The 18,696-nt window shown below is 74.5% G+C and carries 21 protein-coding genes; 9 read left to right on the forward strand and 12 right to left on the reverse strand.

The genetic code is table 11. From position 1 onward, the window contains the following. Positions 1-14 precede the first annotated feature (14 nt). From ACVJO7_RS26445 to rsfS, 4 genes are read right to left on the reverse strand one after another with little or no spacing between them, the layout of a single operon-like run. Entirely contained in the window at positions 15-1,454 is a 1,440-nt protein-coding gene (locus tag ACVJO7_RS26445; RefSeq protein ID WP_491675109.1) for a xylulokinase, read from the reverse strand. After that, positions 1,451-2,194: a diglucosylglycerate octanoyltransferase gene (octT, locus tag ACVJO7_RS26450; protein ID WP_491675110.1), complete on the reverse strand. Its 744-nt coding sequence runs from the start codon at positions 2,192-2,194 to the stop codon at positions 1,451-1,453. Before octT ends, ACVJO7_RS26445 begins: the two co-directional genes overlap by 4 nt. Continuing rightward, positions 2,187-2,807, reverse strand: coding sequence for a histidine phosphatase family protein (locus ACVJO7_RS26455; protein ID WP_491675111.1), 621 nt, complete (start codon positions 2,805-2,807; stop codon positions 2,187-2,189). The genes octT and ACVJO7_RS26455 overlap by 8 nt, the downstream gene beginning before the upstream one ends. Then, positions 2,804-3,196 carry a ribosome silencing factor gene (gene rsfS, locus ACVJO7_RS26460; RefSeq protein ID WP_344020258.1) on the reverse strand — a complete coding sequence of 131 codons (393 nt, stop codon included), beginning with the start codon at positions 3,194-3,196 and terminating at the stop codon, positions 2,804-2,806. The genes ACVJO7_RS26455 and rsfS overlap by 4 nt, the downstream gene beginning before the upstream one ends. A 144-nt stretch (positions 3,197-3,340) precedes the next feature. Here rsfS and ACVJO7_RS26465 point away from each other — a divergent pair, with 144 nt between their 5' ends. Then, positions 3,341-4,183 (forward strand): MaoC family dehydratase, encoded by an 843-nt coding sequence (locus ACVJO7_RS26465; RefSeq protein WP_491675112.1) that lies wholly within the window; start codon positions 3,341-3,343, stop codon positions 4,181-4,183. Positions 4,184-4,315: 132 nt separating this feature from the next. On the opposite strand, the gene ACVJO7_RS26470 is transcribed toward ACVJO7_RS26465, so the two are convergent. After that, a complete protein-coding gene (locus ACVJO7_RS26470) occupies positions 4,316-4,996 on the reverse strand; it encodes a hypothetical protein (RefSeq protein WP_491675113.1) in 681 nt (226 codons plus the stop codon). A 253-nt stretch (positions 4,997-5,249) separates the two neighbouring features. Here ACVJO7_RS26470 and ACVJO7_RS26475 point away from each other — a divergent pair, with 253 nt between their 5' ends. The 5 genes from ACVJO7_RS26475 (at position 5,250) to ACVJO7_RS26495 (ending at position 9,987) form a co-directional block, all read left to right on the forward strand. Beyond that, the gene (locus ACVJO7_RS26475; RefSeq protein ID WP_491675114.1) at positions 5,250-6,305 is read left to right on the forward strand and encodes a FecCD family ABC transporter permease; all 1,056 of its coding nucleotides are present in this window, start codon (positions 5,250-5,252) and stop codon (positions 6,303-6,305) included. Further along, positions 6,302-7,405: a FecCD family ABC transporter permease gene (locus tag ACVJO7_RS26480; RefSeq protein WP_491675115.1), complete on the forward strand. Its 1,104-nt coding sequence runs from the start codon at positions 6,302-6,304 to the stop codon at positions 7,403-7,405. The genes ACVJO7_RS26475 and ACVJO7_RS26480 overlap by 4 nt, the downstream gene beginning before the upstream one ends. 2 nt (positions 7,406-7,407) lie before the next feature. Next, positions 7,408-8,268, forward strand: a complete 861-nt coding sequence (locus ACVJO7_RS26485) for an ABC transporter ATP-binding protein (RefSeq protein ID WP_491675116.1) — start codon at positions 7,408-7,410, stop codon at positions 8,266-8,268. After that, the gene (locus tag ACVJO7_RS26490; RefSeq protein WP_491675117.1) at positions 8,265-9,233 is read left to right on the forward strand and encodes an ABC transporter substrate-binding protein; all 969 of its coding nucleotides are present in this window, start codon (positions 8,265-8,267) and stop codon (positions 9,231-9,233) included. The genes ACVJO7_RS26485 and ACVJO7_RS26490 overlap by 4 nt, the downstream gene beginning before the upstream one ends. Before the next feature lie 64 nt (positions 9,234-9,297). Continuing rightward, positions 9,298-9,987, forward strand: a complete 690-nt coding sequence (locus ACVJO7_RS26495; RefSeq protein ID WP_491675118.1) for a class I SAM-dependent methyltransferase — start codon at positions 9,298-9,300, stop codon at positions 9,985-9,987. Here ACVJO7_RS26495 and ACVJO7_RS26500 read toward each other — a convergent pair. Then, positions 9,957-10,694: a class I SAM-dependent methyltransferase gene (locus ACVJO7_RS26500; protein WP_491675119.1), complete on the reverse strand. Its 738-nt coding sequence runs from the start codon at positions 10,692-10,694 to the stop codon at positions 9,957-9,959. The genes ACVJO7_RS26495 and ACVJO7_RS26500 overlap by 31 nt on opposite strands. Positions 10,695-11,068: 374 nt before the next feature. Here ACVJO7_RS26500 and ACVJO7_RS26505 point away from each other — a divergent pair, with 374 nt between their 5' ends. After that, positions 11,069-11,371 carry a DedA family protein gene (locus ACVJO7_RS26505; RefSeq protein ID WP_491675120.1) on the forward strand — a complete coding sequence of 101 codons (303 nt, stop codon included), beginning with the start codon at positions 11,069-11,071 and terminating at the stop codon, positions 11,369-11,371. A 49-nt stretch (positions 11,372-11,420) separates the two neighbouring features. Here ACVJO7_RS26505 and ACVJO7_RS26510 read toward each other — a convergent pair whose 3' ends face one another. From ACVJO7_RS26510 to ACVJO7_RS26525, 4 genes are all read right to left on the reverse strand, one after another. Then, entirely contained in the window at positions 11,421-12,464 is a 1,044-nt protein-coding gene (locus tag ACVJO7_RS26510) for an alcohol dehydrogenase catalytic domain-containing protein (protein WP_344020301.1), read from the reverse strand. 146 nt (positions 12,465-12,610) lie between these two features. Further along, entirely contained in the window at positions 12,611-14,431 is a 1,821-nt protein-coding gene (locus ACVJO7_RS26515) for a helix-turn-helix domain-containing protein (RefSeq protein WP_491675121.1), read from the reverse strand. Between the two features lie 5 nt (positions 14,432-14,436). Further along, positions 14,437-15,501: an alpha/beta fold hydrolase gene (locus ACVJO7_RS26520; protein WP_491675122.1), complete on the reverse strand. Its 1,065-nt coding sequence runs from the start codon at positions 15,499-15,501 to the stop codon at positions 14,437-14,439. Positions 15,502-15,608: 107 nt separating this feature from the next. Further along, the gene (locus ACVJO7_RS26525; protein WP_491675123.1) at positions 15,609-15,833 is read right to left on the reverse strand and encodes a hypothetical protein; all 225 of its coding nucleotides are present in this window, start codon (positions 15,831-15,833) and stop codon (positions 15,609-15,611) included. A gap of 187 nt (positions 15,834-16,020) precedes the next feature. Here ACVJO7_RS26525 and ACVJO7_RS26530 point away from each other — a divergent pair, with 187 nt between their 5' ends. Next, complete coding sequence (locus ACVJO7_RS26530; protein ID WP_491675124.1) at positions 16,021-16,320, forward strand: hypothetical protein; 300 nt, start codon at positions 16,021-16,023, stop codon at positions 16,318-16,320. A 16-nt stretch (positions 16,321-16,336) separates the two neighbouring features. On the opposite strand, the gene ACVJO7_RS26535 is transcribed toward ACVJO7_RS26530, so the two are convergent. Next, positions 16,337-16,756 carry a pyridoxamine 5'-phosphate oxidase family protein gene (locus tag ACVJO7_RS26535; protein WP_491675125.1) on the reverse strand — a complete coding sequence of 140 codons (420 nt, stop codon included), beginning with the start codon at positions 16,754-16,756 and terminating at the stop codon, positions 16,337-16,339. Continuing rightward, positions 16,753-17,634: an NAD(P)H-binding protein gene (locus ACVJO7_RS26540; RefSeq protein ID WP_491675126.1), complete on the reverse strand. Its 882-nt coding sequence runs from the start codon at positions 17,632-17,634 to the stop codon at positions 16,753-16,755. The genes ACVJO7_RS26535 and ACVJO7_RS26540 overlap by 4 nt, the downstream gene beginning before the upstream one ends. A gap of 81 nt (positions 17,635-17,715) precedes the next feature. Between ACVJO7_RS26540 and ACVJO7_RS26545 the strand changes: the two genes are divergently transcribed. Then, the gene (locus tag ACVJO7_RS26545; protein WP_491675127.1) at positions 17,716-18,696 is read left to right on the forward strand and encodes an AraC family transcriptional regulator; all 981 of its coding nucleotides are present in this window, start codon (positions 17,716-17,718) and stop codon (positions 18,694-18,696) included.

Below are 18,696 nucleotides of genomic sequence, written 5' to 3' on the forward strand. Positions count from 1 at the left end.
CCCTGCCCGGTCGTTCACCGGAAGATCGGCGCCAGGGCCCGCTGGGCCTCGAGGTACCGGCCGTGGGCGTCGTCGAGCCGCCGGCGCTGCCGCGGATCGGGCGTGAACTCGCGGTCCACCCGCACCATCCGGGCCGCGAGCCCGGCGACCGAGTCACCGGTTCCGACGGCGAGCCCGGCGAGCATCGCGGCGCCGAGCACTCCGGCGTCGCGCTCGGCGGTGCGGCGCAGCAACCGGTCCAGCACGTCGGCCTTCACCTGGCACCACAGGTCGCTGTTCGCTCCGCCGCCGCAGACGGCGAGCGCGGGGACCGGCGCGCCGGCGGCGCTCTCCAGCGCGGCGAGCACGTGCCGGGCGGCGTGCGCGACGCCCTCCAGCACGGCCAGCGCCAGCTCGGCACGGCCGGTGCCTAATCCGGCGCCGAGCCAGTGGGCGCGCAGGTGCGGGTCCCACAGCGGGGCCCGCTCGCCGGCCAGCTGCGGGAGGAACAGCACCGTCCCGGACCCGGCGGTCCCGGCGAGCCCGAGCAGTTCCTCGACGGTCCCGCCCAGCACCGAGCACGCCCAGGTCAGGGCGTCGCCACCGGCCTGGGTCGGTCCGGCGTGCACGTGCAGGCCGCGCCAGGTCGGGAAGGTGACGATCCCGGGGGCGCCGCCACCGGGCGTCGCGGCGACGGCGACGACCTCCGAGGTGCCGGCGACGTCGATCGCGTCGCCCGGGGCGGCGATCCCGCCCCCGAGCAGCGCCGACCAGGCGTCCATCGTCCCGACGGCGACGGGCAGGCCCGGCGGGAGGCCACCCGCCCCGGTGGTCTCCCCCGCCACCGAGGCCGGGTCGGCCAGTGCGGGCAGCAGCCCGCGCAGGCCCGGGACGAGCAGGTCCAGCCATGCCGGATGGTCGCCGTCCGGGCCGACCAGGCCGATCGAGGACAGCGGATCCGCGACGGCCCGGCCGGTCAGCTGCGCCAGGATCCAGTCCTTCGGGGCCAGCAGCCGGGTGGTGCGCCGCCACACGTCGGGGCGGTGGGTCCGCAGCCAGGCCGCGCGGGCGGCGGGGTGCGAGGCGTCGACCGTCCCGAGCCCGCCGCGCACCCGCGCCCGATCGGCCGCGGCCAGCCGCTCGGTCAGACCGGCGGCGGTCTCCGCGCAGCGGCCGTCCTGCCAGGTGATCGCCGGGTGCAGCGGCGTGCCGGCGTCGTCGGCGACGAGTTGGGTGTTGACCTGCGCGCACAGTCCGACGGCGGTGAGATCACGCAGCGCACCGGCCGCGTCCAGCTCGGCGACGGCACCGGTCAGCCCACGCCACCAGTCCGCCGGATCCTGCTCGGCCCAGCCCGGCCGGGGCCGGTGGGTGGGGTGGCGGCGGGTCGCCGCGGCGATCCGCTCGCCGTCGTCGGTGAACACGGCCAGCTTCACCGAGGTGGTGCCGAGGTCGATTCCGAGCAGCCTGCTCACGACGCGGTGTCCGCTGCGGCCGGGCGCCCGGCGAGGAGCTCCGCGAGCGCGTCACCGACGGCCCGGTGCGCCTCCCAGCCCCAGTGCATGCCGTCCGGGTTGCCGCGCCCGCCGAGGACGTGCGCGGCGACCAGCGGTGCCACGTCGAGCAGCGACACCGCGGGAACGACCGCCGCCCAGGCCCGGATCGCCGCCTCGGTGGCCGACCGGTGCGGGTGGGCCGATCCGTAGTCGGCGGCCCGGTGCACCGACGGCAGCATCGCCACCACCGGCAGCCCCGGTCGCAGCGCATGCACCCCCGCCCGGCAACGCTCCAGGTGCTGCACGGTGAGCCGGGGCGGGAGCGTCGCCGGGCCGCCGCCGGGCAGCCGGGCCAGCGCGGGTGCGAGCACCGGCTGCGCGCGCCGGTAGCCGGCGCGGACGATCCGGCGCAGCGACGGCGGCCGCAGCACCGGGATCAGCTCCCGCAGCGCGGTCGGCAGCGGGGAGGGCAACGAGTCCATCCCGGACACCCCGAGGACGACGGCGTCGACCCGGGGCAGCGCCGCCCACACCCGGGGATCGCCGGTGATCGCGGCCCAGGCGTGCCGGGCCGTCCACCCGGCCCTGGCGACCAGCTCCACCTCGCCGCCGAGCCGGTGCGCGGCGACGTTCGGCCACAGCCGGGCCTCGTCCGCCGGGTAGGGCCGGTCCGGACCGTGGAAGGCCAGCGAGTCGGCGACGACCAGGAGGTCAGGCACCGATGTTGTACCCCGACAACCGCCAGCGCGGATGGTCCTCGCGCCGGGCCACCACGGCCCACTTCGCGTTGCCCATGCCGCCGATCACCGGCCACGCCGACTCCGGCAGGTCGAGCAGCCCGCACACCATCCCGGCGATCATCCCGCCGTGCGCGACGAGCAGCACCGAGCGCTCCACCGGGTCGTCGGCGTACTCCAGGTCCAGCTCGGCGACGACCGGCAGCGACCGGGCGACGACGTCCACCCGGGACTCACCGCCGGGCGGCGCCCACCGCGGGTCGGACCGCCAGGAGGCGATCGCGCCCGGATCGGTGGTCTCGATCTCGGCGACGGTGCGGCCCTGCCAGTCGCCCAGGTGCGTCTCGCGCAGCCGCTTGTCCACCGACACCGACAGCCCGGACAGGGCCGCGACGGCCATCGCCGTGTCGTACGCGCGGCTCAGGTCGGAGGTGATGATCCGGTCGAACGCCACGCCGGCGAGCAGGGGTGCCGCCGCGGCGGCCTGCGCGCGGCCCGCGTCGGTCAGCTGGGTGTCCAGGTGCCCCTGCATGCGGCCGCCGGCGTTGTACCCGGTCTGGCCGTGCCGGAGCAGTGTGACCCGCCGCAGCGTCATCCCGCGTCGTCCTCGTCGTCGCCCGGCGGCTGGGCCCGCGGCACCTCGATCGCCGGGCAGTCCTTCCACAGCCGGTCCAGCCCGTAGAAGCCGCGCTGCTCGGTGTGCATCACGTGCACGACGATGTCGGTGAAGTCCAGCAGCACCCAGCCGTTGTCGGCGTCGCCCTCGCGGCGGGTGGGCTTGCTCCCCCGCTCACGCAGCTTCTCCTCGACCGCGTCCACGATCGCCTGGACCTGGCGCTCGTTCTGCGCCGACGCCAGCAGGAAGCAGTCGGTGATCACCAGCTGCTCCGACACGTCGAGGGCGATGATGTCGGCGGCCTTCTTGTCCGCCGCGGCGGCCGCAGCCACCTTCGTCAGCTCGATCGCCTCCGGTGATGCCGTCACTGCGCTTCACGTCCCCCGCTCGGTTACCTCGGACGGACCCGCCCGACGACACCACAGTGTGTCAGCCGCGCCGCCGGGGGTTGGGCGGCGGGCACCGCGCGGGATAGGTTCACGCCCACGGTGGACCGTCGAAGGAGACTCCCCATGGCGTTGGCCCCCGACCTCGAGGGCGTGCAGTGCGAGCCGGTCAACTTCGCGTGGGCCCGGGACGACGTGCTCCTCTACGCGGTCGCCGTCGGCGCGGGCGCCGGGGATCCGGCCGCCGAGCTGGCGCTGACCACCGAGAACACGGCCGGTGTGCGTACCGTGGTGCTGCCCTCGTTCGCCGAGCTGGTGACCCGCAACGCCCGGGTCGATCTCGGCGACATCGACCGGTCCCGGCTGGTGCACGCCGAGCAGTCGTTCCGCCTCGCCGCCCCGCTCCCCGTGGAGGGCCGCGCCCGGGTCACCTCGACGGTCACCGAGGTGCTGGACAAGGGCTCCGGCGCGCTGGTGCGGACCGAGGCGGAGGCGGTCGACGTCGAGACCGGCGCGCCGCTGCTGTCGACCGTGCGCTCGGTGTTCATCGGCGGCGAGGGCGGGTTCGGCGGCGCCCGGGGCTCGCGGCCGCCCAACCCGGTCCCGGACCGGGCACCTGATCACGTCGTCACCTACCGGACCTCCCCCGGCCAGGCCCTGCTCTACCGGCTCACCGGGGACCGCAACCCGCTGCACACCGACCCGGAGTTCGCCGCCAAGGGCGGCTTCGAGCAGCCGATCCTGCACGGCATGTGCACCTACGGCTTCACCGCGCGGGCGCTGGTCGCGACCGTCTGCGACTCCGACGCCGGGGTGCTGCGCGGGATGGACGCCCGGTTCACCCGGCCGGTCGTGCCCGGCCAGACGCTGACCGTCGCGGTGTGGCGGGACGGGGACGCGGTCGCCTTCCGGACCGCGGTCGGCGACGAGATCGTGCTCGACCACGGGTCGGCGACGCTGGCGGGCTGACCGGGCAGTCGGGCCGGTCGGGCAGCCGGACCGGTCGGGCAGCCGGACCGGTCGGGCAGCCGGGCGCGTCGGGCGGCCGGGCGCGTCGGGCGGCCGGGCGCGTCGGGCGGCCGGGCCGGTCGGCCTTGCGGATCAGGAGACCGCGACGGCGACCCGGACCTGCACCGGGTCTCCCGGATAGTCCGCCCCGTCCCGGTAGGCGAGCTCGGACAGCGCGTCCAGCGCGGCGATCTGCGGGTAGCTGCGGTGCGGGTCGTTGCGGTGCGGCCAGCGGTGGTCGAGCTCCCGGAACCCGACGGCCCGGTGCCGGGTGGTCGCGAGATAGCGCGGGTTGTCGCGGACGAACCGGGCGTAGGCGTGCCGCAGCTCGGGCCGGCGCGGGAGCTCCACCCGGACGAACCGGTCGACGTCGGCGCCGATCTCGTGCACGTACTCCCCGCACAGCTGCACGACGAACGGCGCGACCCACGGCTCGTCCACCCCGAACAGCTCCCGCACCGCGCGCTGGCGCAGGCCCGCGTTCTCGCTGCGCGACATCCACGCGGCCACCACCGCCTGCCGCCGCGGGGTCAGCCGCGCCACGTAGGTCGCGGCCGGCCACGGGAACGCCACCCGGTACGGGATCTGGACGGGATCGCCGTCGACGTGCACGTCATGGTCGGCGACGCCGCCGCCCGCGTCCTGCACGAGCTGCGCCGACACCGCCCCCCAGGAGGCCAGCGCGTGCATGGCGACGTGCGCGTCCCGGCGCACCGGTGGCGGCACCGCGCGCAGCAGGAGCCCGGCGACGGCCGGGGTCGGGACGTCGATCACGACCCCACGGTAACCCGATCAGCGCAGCTCAGCGTCACCGACTGTCAGATTTCGCACTCTGTCATCACTCACTCGGCGGGGAGTGACGACCGAGGATCGACCCGCCGCCGGAGCCCGCCGACCCGGACGTCTCGATCGCATCTCGACATCGGGCCCATCTTGCCCACCACGAAACCAGGTCATAGGTTAGCCAACGCTAATCAGGTGCCCCGCGATCCGCAGCGGGCGGTCACCGGGGGGAGGTGGGCGGGCGATGAGCGCTGCCACGGGTGTGACCGTGCCCGGGACGCCGCCGGGCCGCACACGCACCGGGATCGGCGTACGCGCCGCCGGGCTGCTGGTCTCCGGCGCCGTCCTTCTGGGGGTGTGCCTGCTCAGCGTGATGGTCGGCGCCAAGGAGATCCCGGCGTCGACCGTGCTGGACGCGTTCACGGTGTTCGATCCCACGAACAACGACCACCTGTTCGTCCGGCTGGAACGGGTGCCCCGGACGGTGCTGGGACTGCTCGTCGGGCTGGCCCTCGGCCTGGCCGGGACCGTGATGCAGGCCGTCGCCCGCAACCCGCTGGCCGATCCCGGCGTGCTCGGGATCAACGCCGGGGCGTCGCTGCTGGTCGTCGTCGGTATCACCACGTTCGGCCTGACCGCACTGTCCGGCTACGTCTGGTTCGGGTTCGTCGGTGCCGCACTGGCCGCGGTCGTCGTCTACGGCGTCTCCGCGCTCGGCCGGGAGGGCGCCACCCCGATCAAGCTGGCACTCGCCGGCGCCGCCGCGAACGCCGCGTTCGTCTCCTTCACCACCGCCGTGCTGCTCACCAACTCCGACGCGTTCGAGCAGTTCCGGCTCTGGCAGGTCGGCTCACTGGCCGGCCGGGACTGGGAGGTCGTCACCTCGGTGACGCCGTTCATCGCACTCGGCGCCGTCGTCGCGCTGCTCTCCGGCGGACTGCTCAACACCCTCGCCCTCGGCGACGACATGGCCAGGGCGCTCGGCGCGAACATCACCCGGGCGCGGGTGGTCTCCGGGCTGTCGGTGGTGCTGCTGTGCGGCGCCGCCACCGCCGCGGCCGGGCCGATCGGGTTCGTCGGGCTGGCGATACCGCAGGTCGCGCGGTTGATCGCCGGCCCGGACAACCGGTGGCTGTTGCCCTACGCCGCGGTGCTCGCGCCGGTGCTGGTGCTCGGCGCCGACGTGCTCGGGCGGATCATCGCCCGCCCGGGCGAGGTGCAGGTCGGGATCCTCACCGCCGTCATCGGGGCGCCGGTGTTCATCGCGCTGGTGCGCGGACGGCGGGTGAGCAGCCTGTGAGCATCGAGGCCCCCCGGGCGACCGGCCCCGGCGAGGGCGCGTCCGGCCCCGCCGACACGGCGTTCGGCGCCGTCGAGCGGGCCGCGGTGCTGCGCAGCCGGGCGGCGGCCCGGGTCCGGCGGATCGGCGTCGGCCTGTCGCTCGGCGCGGGCGTGCTGCTGGTCGCCGCGGTGTCGCTGTGCGTCGGCGAGTCGCTGATCCCGCTGCCCGACGTGCTGTCCACCCTCGCCGGGCAGGGCAGCCGCAACACCAACTACGTGATCCTGGAGCTGCGGCTGCCGCGGATCGTCACCGCGATCCTGGTCGGGATCGCGTTCGGCATGTCCGGAACCGTGATCCAGTCCCTGCTCGGCAACCCGCTGGCCAGCCCGGACGTGATCGGGATCAGCACCGGGGCCAGCACCGCCGCGGTGTTCGGGATCGTGCTGTTCGGCCTGGACGGACTGGGCGTGTCGGCGATGGCGCTCGGCGGGGCGCTGCTCACCGCGGCCGCCATGTACGCGCTGGCCTGGCGCAACGGCGTCACCGGCTACCGGCTGATCCTGGTCGGCATCGGGCTGGCCGCGCTGCTGCTGAGCGTGATCAGCTACTTCATGACCCGGGCGCAGGTCACCAGCGCGTCCGATGCGCTGGTCTGGATCAGCGGCAGCCTCAGCGGACGCAACTGGTCGCAGGCCGTCCCGCTGGCGATCACGCTGGCGGCGCTGGTCCCGGTCACCGTGCTGCTGGCCCGGGTGCTCGGCCTGCTCGGCATGGGCGATGACGCCGCGAAGGGGCTCGGGGTGCCGGTCCAGCAGGCCCGGCTGGGGCTGCTGGTCTCCGCCGTCGCACTGGCCGGGGTGGCGACGGCGGCGAGCGGGCCGATCGCCTTCGTGGCGCTGCTGGCCGGGCCGATCGGCCGCAGGCTGGCCCGCGACGGGAGCCCGGCGCTGCTCGCGTCGGCCCTCGTCGGCGCCCTGATCGTGCTGGTCGCGGACATCCTCGCGCAGCACACACCGGGCCTGCCGCTGCTGCCCGTCGGAGTGCTCACCGGCGCGATCGGCGCGCCCTACCTGCTGTTCCAGCTGACGACGATGAACCGCGCCGGCCGAGGAGGATGACGATGACCCAGGACACGGCCGGCAGCCCACGGCACACCCTGCGCGCCGAGCACCTCCGCCTCGCCTACGACAAGCGCGAGGTCGTCGCGGACCTCAGCATCGACGTGCCCACCGGGGCCGTCACGATGATCATCGGGCCGAACGGCTGCGGGAAGTCGACCCTGCTGCGCGCGCTGGCCCGGCTGCTCACCCCGGTCGAGGGCACCGTCTACCTCGACGGCCGGGACATCGGCGAGGTCCCCAACCGCGAGGTCGCCACCGTGCTCGGCATCTTGCCGCAGTCCCCGGTCGCACCGGACGGCATCACCGTCACCGACCTGGTCAGCCGCGGCCGCTACCCGCACCAGGGCTGGTTCCGGAAGTGGAACGCCGAGGACGACGAGGCGGTCGCGCACGCGCTCGCCGTCACCTCCAGCGGTGAGCTCGCCGACCGGCCGGTGGACCAGCTCTCCGGTGGCCAGCGCCAGCGGGTGTGGATCGCGATGGCCCTGGCCCAGCGCACCGACCTGCTGCTGCTCGACGAGCCGACCACCTACCTCGATCTCGCCAACCAGGTCGAGCTGCTGGACCTGCTGACCGACCTGAACCGCCGGTCCGGCACGACGATCGCGGTCGTCCTGCACGACCTCAACCTCGCCTGCCGCTACGCCGACCACCTGGTCGCGATGCGGGCCGGTTCCATCATGGCCGAGGGCCATCCGTCCGAGATCGTCACCTCCGAAATGATCAAGGAGGTGTTCCGGATGGACGCCGACATCCTGCGCGACCCCGTCTCCGGGACACCCATGATCGTGCCGATCGGGCGGCACCACGTCTCGGCCACCGCGCCGAGCAGTACGGACGAAGTGGAGAACACAGCATGAGGTTCCAGCGACGACGCCTGGTGGCGGGCGTGGCGACCCTGCTCGCCGGCGCACTCGTCCTCGCCGGCTGCGGCCAGGTCGAGGAGACCCCGGCGGCCGACGGCGCCACCATCGAGACCATGTTCGGGCCGGTCACGGTGCCCGCGGACCCGCAGCGCGTGATCGCGCTGGGCTGGTCGGACGCGGAGGCCGCGCTGGCGCTCGGCGTGCAGCCGGTGGCCGTCAGCGACTGGATGGCCTTCGGCGGCAACGGCGTCGGCCCGTGGGCGGACGACCTGGTCACCGAGCCGCCGACGCTGCTCGGCACGCTCGAGCTCAGCTACGAGCAGATCTCGTCGCTCGAACCGGATCTCATCCTCAACACCCGCTCGGACAACAGCCGGGAGAAGCACGACGAGCTGTCCAAGATCGCGCCGACGGTCTCGGCGCCGGCCGGCGTCGTCGCCTACGGCACGTCCTGGCAGCAGCAGCACGAGATGGTCGCCGCGGCGCTCGGCAAGCAGGACGAGGGCGCCCAGCAGATCAGCGAGATCGAGCAGGCCTTCGCCGACGCCCGGGCCGCGAACCCCCAGTTCGAGGGGAGGACGGTCGCGGTCGGCGCGTACTTCAGCGACCAGTACGGCGGCTACGTCCGCGGCGACGGCCGGGTCGACTTCATGGAGAGCCTCGGCTTCGTGAACAAGCCGGAGATCCAGGACCAGGCCGGGGACAGCTTCTACATCGAGCTGGCCCGCGAGCAGATCGAGCAGCTCAGCGCCGACCTGACGGTGATGTTCCCGATCGGTGCCGACGCCACCCCGCTGCGCGAGGACCCGGTGCTGAACCAGATCCCGGCCGCCCGGGCCGGCCACCTGCTGATCCTGGACGACGCCACCCTGGTCGAGGCGTTCTCGGCGGGATCGACGCCGTCGACCCGGTACGCGATCGACAACGCCGTGCCGCTGTTCGCCGAGACACTGTCCTGACACCCCGCCCCCGTCCCGGCGGACCGCCGGTGACGGGGGCCGGACCGGCGCTACGCTCCCGCCGGTGACGACGCCGAACGCGCAACAGTGGTCGGTGTGGGCCGGTAGCGGCGGGGACTTCTGGGCCGCACACGCGGCCCGGTTCGACGCCGGGGTCGCCGGCTACCTCCCGGAGTTCCGGGCGAATGCGGCCGTCCGGCCCGGCGAGCGGGTGCTGGACATCGGCTGCGGTGCCGGGACGACCACCCTCGACGCCGCCGCTGCCGCCGGTCCGGACGGTGCGGCGCACGGCGTCGACATGTCCGAGGCATTGCTGTCGATCGCCCGCAGCCGCCCGACCGGCCCGGGGCGGGCGAGCTTCGCCGTCGCCGACGCCCAGACCGACGATCTCGGCGCCGGCACCGCCGACGTCGTGATCAGCCGCAACGGCGTGATGTTCTTCGACGACCCGGCCGCCGCGTTCGCGAACCTGCACCGCGCGCGTCCCGGCGGCCGGATCGCGCTGCAGGTCTGGCAATCGCTCGCCGAGCAGGAGTGGCCGACCGTCGTGCACCGTGCGCCGGAGCTCCCCGATCCACCCGCGGACGGCCCGAGCCCGGTGTCGTTCGGCGATCCGGACCGGTGCCGGGCGCGGGCACGCCGGACCGGACGGCGTCGCGCTGGGTTCGGCCGCCTGGTTCGTCCGGGCCGTCCGCGGCTGAGTCCCGGCGGCGGGCGTGCCGGTCAGCGGGGGCGCAGCACGTATCCGGTGTAGCCGTAGTCGGCACCGAACTCCTCGCGGACCCGGATCTCCCGCCCGACCTCGTCGAGCACCTCCGGATCCACCCCGTCGGCGCGCAACAGCTCCAGCCGCGCGGCGAGCGGGCGGTAGTAGGCGTCCCAGTCGCAGTCCGGGAGCAGATGGGTGGCCGCCACCGTGTACCCGGCCTGCTGGGCGGCGGCGACGTTGCCGGCGGTCGTCCGCATCGCCGGGTACCCGGCGTCCCAGAACTGCCTGGCCCCGGGCGACGGGTCGGTCGTGGTCCACTCGGCCTCGGTGAGCACCAGGGTGCCGCCGGGGGCGAGCAGCCGCCGCCACGAGGCCAGTGCCGCGTCGAAGCCCATGATGTAGGCCGCGCCCTCGGCCCAGACCAGGTCGGCCTCGCCGTCGGGCAGCGGCAGGTCGTCCATGGTCGCGACCAGCGGGCGGACCCGCTCGCCCAGTCCGGAGATCGCGGCGTGCGCCTGCAGCCGTGCCAGGTAGGGCTCGTGCGCGTCGACGGCGATCACCTCGCCGCCGGTCGCGGCGGCCAGCGGCAGCGTCGCCGGGCCGGTGCCGCTGCCGATGTCGACGATCCGCGGTGCCTCCGGGAGCGGTCCGACGAGCTGCAGCAGCAGCGCCGTGGTCTCCTCCGATCCGGGTGCCTCGCGGGGCAGATCCTCGTGCGCGGCCAGGAAGGCCTGCTCCAGCGGTGTGCTCACGGCCGCGGATCATGCCCGGCCGGGCCGGTCCCCGCAGCAGACATACCCAGGCATGATGAAATCCGTGCACCTCGACACTGGCTGACGGCGGTCCCGCCGCTCGCGATCTACCTGCTGTGCGCGGTGGTGGTCGGCGTGGAGAGCGTCGGCGTGCCGTTGCCCGGCGAGATCGTGCTGGTGGGGGCCGCGCTGCTGGCCACCCGCGGGCCGGGGATCGATCCGGTCGCGCTGGCCGGAGCGGCGACGGCCGGGGCGGTCGTCGGTGACTCGATCGGGTACTCCGTGGGCCACCGGTACGGCACCGGCCTGCTGGACCGGCCCGGCCGCCGGTTCCCCGCCATCTGGGGCCGGGCCACGTCGCGGTGGCGCGCCGGGTGTTCGAGCGGCACGGTGGGTGGGCGGTGCTGTTCGGGCGGTTCGTCGCGCTGCTGCGGATCCTGGCCGGCCCGCTGGCCGGGACGATGCGGATGCGCTACCCGGCGTTCCTCGCCGCGAACGCCACCGGTGCGGTGCTCTGGGCCGGCGGCACGGTGGCGGCGGTGCAGCTGCTCGGGCTGGTCGCCGAGACCTGGCTGAAGCGGTTCTCCTGGGTGGCGCTGGTGGTCGCCGTCGTGCTGGGGCTGCTGGTGTCGCGGCAGGTGCGGGCCCGGCTGGAGCGGGCCGCGTCCGACGAGTGAGGCCCCGGCGGGCCGGCCGATCCGCTCGGCCGGCCGCGGGGGCCCGGCCTCAGGGCCGGATGACGACCTTCAGCGCCTGGTTGGCGGCGGCGTTCTTGAACACGTCGTACGCCTCGTCGATCTGGTCGAAGGTGAACTCGTGGGTCCCCATCTTCTCGGCCGGGATCCGTCCGCCGGCGACCATCTTCAGCAGCGTCGGGATCGAGACGGTGTCGACCAGGCCCATCGTCAGGGTGACGTTGGAGATCCACATGTCCTGCATCGGCAGCTCCACCGGGGTGCCGTGCACGCCGACGTTGGCGATGGTGCCGCCGGGCCGCACCAGCGACGCGGCGGTCAGCAGGGTCTCCGGGTAGCCGACCGCCTCGATGGCGACGTCGACGCCGAGCCCGTCGGTCAGCGCCGTCACGTCCCCGACGGTGCCGGGCCCGACCTCGACGGCGTCGGTCGCGCCGAACTCCAGCGCCTTCTCCAGCCGGAACTTGTTGGAGTCGATGGCGATCACCTTCGACGCGCCCCACAGCCCGGTCGTCAGCACCGCGGACAGGCCGACCGCGCCGGCCCCGACGACGGCGACGGTGTCACCGGGCCGGACGTTGCCGGCCAGCACGCCCACCTCGTACCCGGTGGGCAGCGAGTCGGCCAGGAAGATCGCCTGCTCGTCGCTGACGCCCTGGGGTACCGCGTAGAGCGAGGTGTCGGCGTAGGGCACCCGGACGTACTCGGCCTGGGTGCCGTCGATCAGGTGCCCGAAGATCCAGCCGATGCCGCCGACGGTCTGGCAGTGCGACGGCATCCCGCGCTGGCAGTACGCGCAGCGGCCGCACTTGGTGATCGCCGGGACGAGCACCCGGTCGCCGACCGAGAACCCGCTGACCGCGTCGCCGACCTCGGTGATCGTGCCGACCGCCTCGTGACCGAGGATCCGGCCGTCGGTGACCGCCGGGACGTCGCCCTGCAGGATGTGCAGGTCGGTGCCGCAGATGGTGGTGGTGTCGACCTTGACGACGACGTCGGTCGGGTCCTGGACGGCCGCGTCCGGGACGTCCTCCCAGGCCTTGCTCTCCGGGCCGTGGTACACGAGTGCCTTCATCTGCTGCCTCCGCGTGGTCGCAGGTGGGTCTGGTCCAGCGTCCTCGACGCTAGTGACCCGGAACACATTCGACTGTCGCGATATGGGACTGTTCCGCAGCCGGTGGGTGCCGTGGCAGGGCCGGTCGTCCCGGGAACGGGACACTCTCAGCCGATGTAGCTGATCCCGAACGCGTCGATCTTGCGGTACAGCGAGGACCGGGCGATGCCGAGCATCTCGGCGGCCTTGTAGCGGTTGCCGCGCGACTCGTAGAGCGCCTGGATGATCGCGTCGCACTGGGCGGCCTCGAGCATCGACATCCGCGGCGCGCGGCCGGTGAAGCAGGACGCGGGCAGGTCCGGCGCCTGGATCACGCCGACCGGTTTGCGGGCCACCACGTAGCGCAGCACGTCGGTCAGCTCGCGCAGGTTCCCCGGCCAGGCGTACCCCTCCAGCACCCGGACGACCTGCAGCGACAGCCGCAGCGACCGGCCGCCGGAGAGCGAGTGCAGGATGGACAGCGCGATGTCGCCGAGCTCGTCGGCGCGGTAGCGCAGCGCCGGGACCCGGACGGTCTCGTGGAAGTGCCGCAGCAGCAGTCCGTAGGGCCGGGTCGCGTCGACCGACGCGGAGTCGACGCAGCCCGCGACGAGCAGCGGCCCGGGCATCGCGACCAGGGTGCGCAGCGACTCGTCGAGCCGGCGCGCGGCGACCGGGCCGAGCAGGTTCAGCTGGGACAGCACCAGCAGGTGCGGCCGGTCCCCCGGTTCGCGGGCGACCGGGGCGAGCGGGTCCGGGCCGCCGTTCCCGATCGTCGCGCAGTCGACGACCCGGGTGCGGCCCTGCGGGTGCGCCCGCCGGAACTGCTCGACGGCCAGCGTCCGCTTCCCGGCGCCGGCCTCCCCGACGAGCAGCTGGTGCCGCCCCTGCCCGACCGCGGCGGCGACCTCGTGCCGGGCCCGCAGGTACGGGCTGAGCAGCTCGCGGTTGGCCCGCCGCCGGGCCTCGGAGTGCGCGCGACCCTCGCCGTCGCGCAGGTCGGCGGCGTAGTCGCGGCGGCCGGTCGGGGCGACGTGCGAGCCCTGCCGCCGCACCGCCTCCGGGACGACCGCGGCCCGGGACTCGTCGACCGGCCCGCCGGCGACGACGCAGCCGCCGCCCGGTACCGGCGTCACGCCGAGCTGCGCACACCGCCCGGACGGCAGGTCGGCGTGCCGGGTCCCGTCCTCGCACAGCACGGCGCCGCCGAGCGCGAGATCGGCGAGCACCTGCTGGTCGGCGGCGGGCAGCCGGCGCACCCCCGGCGAGGTGAGCAGGAACGCCCCGTCGGTGGCCAGCACCCAGGCGTGGCCGGTCGCCTCGGCGGCCGCGTACCCGTCGTGCACCGCCCTGGCGAGCCGGGTCCGGCGGTCCCGGACGAGCGCGCCGACGTCCGCGGCGAGCCCGCGGGCGACGGCGAGCCCCAGCTCACCGGGCGGGTCGGACACGTGCCCGAGGACGACGACGGCGTCGCACGGCCCGCCGTCGTCCCGCCCGACGACGGCGGCCGCCTCGGCCAGCCAGGTCAGGTCCGGATGCAGGTGCTCGGGACCGTCGACGCGGGCCGCGCCGCCGGTGTGCGGGGCGAGCGCGGCGGCGGTGGTGCCGGCGACGTCCTCGGCGAGCCGGAACCCGGGCGTGAACCCGACGGCGTCGAGCAGCGCCGCGAGCCCGCCGCCGCCGTCCCGGCGGACCCGCAGCACGCCGTCCTCCCCGACCAGCGCCAGCGAGCACGGCAGGTCGGGGGTGAGCGTCAGGAACCGGGCGAACACCTCGTCGGCCTCGGCGACCGCCGAACCGGCGGCCTCGTGCCCGGCGAAGACCGGCTCCCCCACCTTCGAGCGCTCCCAGGAGCGGAGTACCTCGGGGCGCACCGCGGGCGACCGGCCGGCGGCGCCGTCGGCCAGGAAGCTGCGGCGCGCCGACTCGATCGCGACCGGGTCCGTCACCGTCGTCAGGCGTCGGTGTCGAGCAGCTCCTGCAGGTAGCTGTCGACCTGCCCGATGTAGGTCGGCGAGACACCGAACAGGGCGAGGTGCCCGAGCAGGTCGTCGATCACCCGGATCGTGGCGTGCGGGGTGAGCTCCAGCTCGGCCTCGTGGTCCCGGACCGGGAAGAACATGTCCTCGTTGATCGGGATGATCCGGGCGACGGCGGTGTTGCGGCCCAGTGCGGCCTCGAGGTCGCCGCCGGTGTGCCGGGCGACGTCGCCGCGCTGCCACTTCCAGGCCATGCAGAGCAGGTCGTTGGGGTCCATCTGGGTGAAGTAGGGCTCCAGGAAGCCCTCGATGAACGCCTCCTTCGACTCGAACTCCAGGGCCCGCCACAGCTCCTGCTTCCAGAACTCGGTGGAGAAGCCCATCACCGCCCAGATGCCGGCGTGCCGCTTCAGGCCGTCGACGACGTCGGCGTTGGAGGAGTACTCGCCGTCCTTGAAGCCGGGATCGGAGGTGATCGCCTCGATCAGGGCCTTGGTGTAGAGGAAGTCGTGCGGGGTGTTCTGCGCGGTCCCGGCGATCGGGGCGGCCCGCCGGACCTTCCCGGGGAAGCGCACCATCCACTCGTAGGTCTGCTGGGCGCCCATCGAGCCGCCGACGACGAGCTGCAGCGTCTCGATGCCGAAGTGCTCGCGCAGCAGCTGCTCCTGGGCGCGCACGTCGTCGCCGATCCGGACGTGCGGGAAGCGCGACATGGCGATCTTGGCGTTCGCCCCGGCGGCGTTGTGCGGGCTGGTGGACAGCCCGTTGCCGATCTGGTTGATCACGACGATGAAGTACCGCTCCGGGTTCAGCGCCCGGTCCGGGCCGATGTAGACGTCCCGGAAGATCTGGTGCGTGCCCGAGTACCAGGTGGTCACCAGGATCGCGTTGTCCCTGGCCTCGTTCAGCGTGCCGAACGTGGCGACGGCCAGGTTCAGGTCGGGGATGACCCCGCCCTCCTCCAGGGCGAACTCCCCGATGCTCACCAGGTCGTAGTCACCGTGGAACTCGTGCGTGTAGTAGGGGTTCTCGATCGCCATTGATCCTCTGCTCCTCGACGCCGCGGGCCTGCTCCGCGACTCTCCCCCGTTGTGAGTCGGGACACAAGCAGCGGCGTCCGGCGCGCCCGGCGTGACCTGCCGGAAGGTCAGGTCCAGAGCACGACGAGCACGAGCATGCCCAGCACGACGAGATTGCCGAGGACGACCAGTGCCAGCCACGGCCAGCCGGGCGACGCGGGCGTCCCGGCGGGGGCCGGGGCCACGGTCGCGGATTCGTCGTGCAGCCGGTGGCGGGGGCCGGAGCGGCGCAGCGACTCGATGTCGGAACGGCCGAGGATGGGCGCGGTCAGGGCGTCGGCGTCGACGTTCATACCCGGTCAACGCGCGACTCGACGACAGGGAACCGCAATTCGACCCCTCGTGTCCCGCAACATGATCGAAGTAGCGCCGCGTGTCACGCGGGGCACCGGGCCACCCGCAGGCCCCGCCGTCCCGCGGAGCGGCCGTCACCCCGCGTGCCCGGTCGCGCGGGCGGCCGCTGGACGTACGCTGCGCCACATGGACTACGCGATGGTGGGCCTGCTGGTGCTCGGCGCGGTGCTGGTGATCATGGCGGCGCTGGCTGCGGACCGCCGCGACCGGGAGCGCGAGCGGGCCCGGCTGCGGAACGTCGAGCGCAAGCTCGACGCCGTCCTCGACCACCTCGGGATCGACTACGAGCGGCCCGACCTGAGCCGGGTCGAGGCGCTGCTCGCGGAGGGCAGCGACGTGGCCGCGGTGAAGGCGTACCGGGAGACGACCGGCGCCTCGCTGGTCGAGGCGAAGGAGCAGATCGACCGGATGCGGGACCGCACCTGAGTCCGGACGGCCGGGCTCAGAACGAGAACCGGGACACCTTCTCCGGGTGCAGCTGCACCCGGAGATTGTCCCCGGCGAGCATCCCGGCCAGATCGTCGGCCCGGTCGACGGGATCCCAGTAGCGGCCGGCGAGCCGTTTGACCAGCTCGTCCACCCCGTCGTCGTGCAGCGTGGTGCGGCCGGCGACGGCGACCCAGCGTTCGCGCTCGCCGACCGGGGCGGCGACGACCAGCGACGCGCGCGGATCGCGTTCGAGATGGCGCAGCTTCGGCGAGCCCCGCAGGGTGAACAGCGCGATCGTGCCGTCCGCGACGGCCTCGAACCAGACCGGCCGCGGCTGCGGCGGCTCCGCGGCCCCGGCGACGGTCAGCAGGCCGAGCAGCGGGCGCCCGAGGAACTCGACGTCCTCGGCGGTGAGTGCGGTGCTGGTGCTCATCGTGTCCCTCCCGTCGGTCGGCCGCGCCAGGCACCGGCGGCGGCGGCGCGGACGACGTAGTCCTCGAAGGGCCGCGGTGCGCGTCCCAGCACGGTGGCGACCCCGTCGGTGGTCGGGGCGCCGGCGCCGCGTTCCATCATGACGAACATCGCGGTGACCAGCTCCGCCTCGTCGCGGTGCACACCCTGCTCGACGAGCGACGCGGTGTAGGCGTCCGGTGACACCTGCCGGTAGCTGATCGGCCGGCCGGACGCGCCGGCGATCAGGTCGACGGCCTCGGCGAAGCGCACCGCACGCGGGCCGGTCAGCTCGTGCACCAGCCCGGCGTGCCTGCCGGGCTCGGTGAGCACGGCCGCGGCGACGTCGGCGACGTCCTCCAGGTCGACGAACGGCTCGGGCACCGGGCCGGCCGGCAGCGCGAGCGAACCGGCCAGCAGCGGGGCGTGGAAGACGTCCTCGTCGAAGTTCTGCGCGAAGTTCGACGGCCGCAGCACGGTCCACTCCAGGGCCGAGGAGCGGACCGCGTCCTCGGCCGAGAGCATGTCCCGGCCGAACGTCGTGTCGCCCCAGTCGTCGGCGGCGCGCCCGGACAGCAGCACCAGCCGGCGCACCCCGGCCGCCTCGGCCCGGTCGACGAACCCGTGCACCGGGCCGGGCACGGTCGGCGCGACGACGTAGACGGTGCCGACGCCGCGCAGCACCGCGTCCCATCCGGCCGGGTCCGACCAGTCGAACCGGGTCGGGCCGGAGCGGGACGCGGGCCGGACCGGGACACCGCGCATCCGCAGCCGGGGGACGATCCGCCGGCCGGTCTTGCCGGTGGCGCCGAGTACCAGCGTCCTGTCCGTGGCTGTGGTGTCCGTGGCTGTGGTGGTCATGGCACCGAGTCAACGCCGCCGGATCGGACGATTCCATGGACAGGAAGCCGGATCTCCTGTGTGTTCGTCTAGCCTGGCGGGGTGGACGCGTTCGGTGACCTGTTCCGCGGGGTCCGTGCCCAGGGCTCGCTGTTCGGCAGCTCGACGCTGACCGCACCGTGGTCGCTGCGGTTCGTCGACGGCGCCCCGCTCACCCTGTGCACGGTGCTCGACGGCGCCGGATGGATCGTGCCGGACGGGCGTCCACCGGAGCATCTCGCGGCCGGCGACATGCTGGTCGTGCGCGGTCCGGCCCGGTTCTCCTTCGTCGACGCGCCCGGGACGGCCGCCGAGCCGATCGAGTGCGGCGAGTCCTGCGCGGTGCCGGAGCTGGGCGGCACCCGGCACCGGCTCGGCTGGCACGACGACACCGCCGACCACCCCGGTTCGACGACGCTGGTGACCGGCGCGTACCCGGTGACCGGCGAGATCGGGCGACGGCTGCTCGACGCACTGCCCGACGTGCTGCGGCTCGCGCCCGACGGCACCGCCGACGCGGTGCGGGCGTTGCTGGCCGCGGAGGTCGCCGTCGACGCGCCCGGTCAGCAGGTGGTGCTCGACCGGCTGCTGGACTGGCTGCTGGTGTGCACGCTGCGCGAGTGGTTCGACCGGCCCGGCGGGGCGCCGCCCGCCTGGTACAGCGCGCACCGCGATCCGGTCGTCGGCCACGCGCTGCGCCTGCTGCACGAGGAACCGGCCGCGCCGTGGACGGTGTCGTCGCTCGCCGAGCGGGCCGGGGTGTCCCGGGCGACGCTGGCGAAACGGTTCACCGAGCTGGTCGGCGAGCCCCCGCTGACCTACCTGACCGGCTGGCGGATGACCCTCGCGGCGGACCTGCTGACCGGCCGGGACGGCGCCACCGTCGCCGAGGTCGCGCGGAGCGTCGGCTACTCCGACGCGTTCGGGTTCAGCGCGGCGTTCAAGCGGGTGCGCGGGGTGACCCCCAGCGACTTCCGGCGCACCGGCGGCGGGCCGGTCGCCGGGTCACCGCCCGGGTCGCCGGCCGCCGAACGGTCCGGCTGA

The sequence above is a fragment of the Pseudonocardia sp. DxW genome (assembly GCF_058448985.1).